Origin of the sequence: Oceanospirillum linum (assembly GCF_001995095.2) — a bacterium.
GTDB lineage: Bacteria > Pseudomonadota > Gammaproteobacteria > Pseudomonadales > Halomonadaceae > Oceanospirillum > Oceanospirillum linum.
The window spans coordinates 1-452 of record NZ_MTSD02000086.1 but is presented as its reverse complement, the minus strand read 5'-3'; the positions used below and the strand labels follow the sequence as shown (position 1 = coordinate 452).

The following is a 452-nucleotide window of genomic DNA, read 5'->3' as shown; positions in this document are numbered from 1 at the left end:
TATCTATAGAGGTAGGTACAACTGTAATATCTGTCGACGACAGTCCATTTAATGACAATGCTCGACTAAGCATAAAACCACCAACGGCAGTATTTTCAACGCCCACTCGCTTACCTTTAAGCTCAGCAACCGTTTTAATGCTTTGTCGGGCAACAATAATATCCGCGCCGTCCGATATATCTGCTACTAATATAATACGTAAAGGATAGCCCGTATCAGCCAGAGTCATTGCCTCATCTAGAGTCAATGCCGCAGCATTGATCACCCTATTCTTCAAAGCCCTAATCACATCGACAGAACTGGAATATTCCAGTAACTGAGTATTACTTTTTGCCAATAAACCTTCAGACTCTGCTAGATATAATGGGAAGTAACCTACCCAATGATTAGCACCAACCTTGAGACGATCCTGATAAGGACGATCACAACTTGATAACAGTACACTCATCAAT

The 452-nt window shown here is 41.6% G+C and carries 1 protein-coding gene; it reads right to left on the bottom strand.

Annotated elements, in window-relative coordinates; all coding sequences use genetic code 11:
- Positions 1–452, bottom strand: a 452-nt coding sequence (locus BTA35_RS16745) for an ABC transporter substrate-binding protein (RefSeq protein ID WP_161489889.1), incomplete at both ends; no start/stop codon positions are given.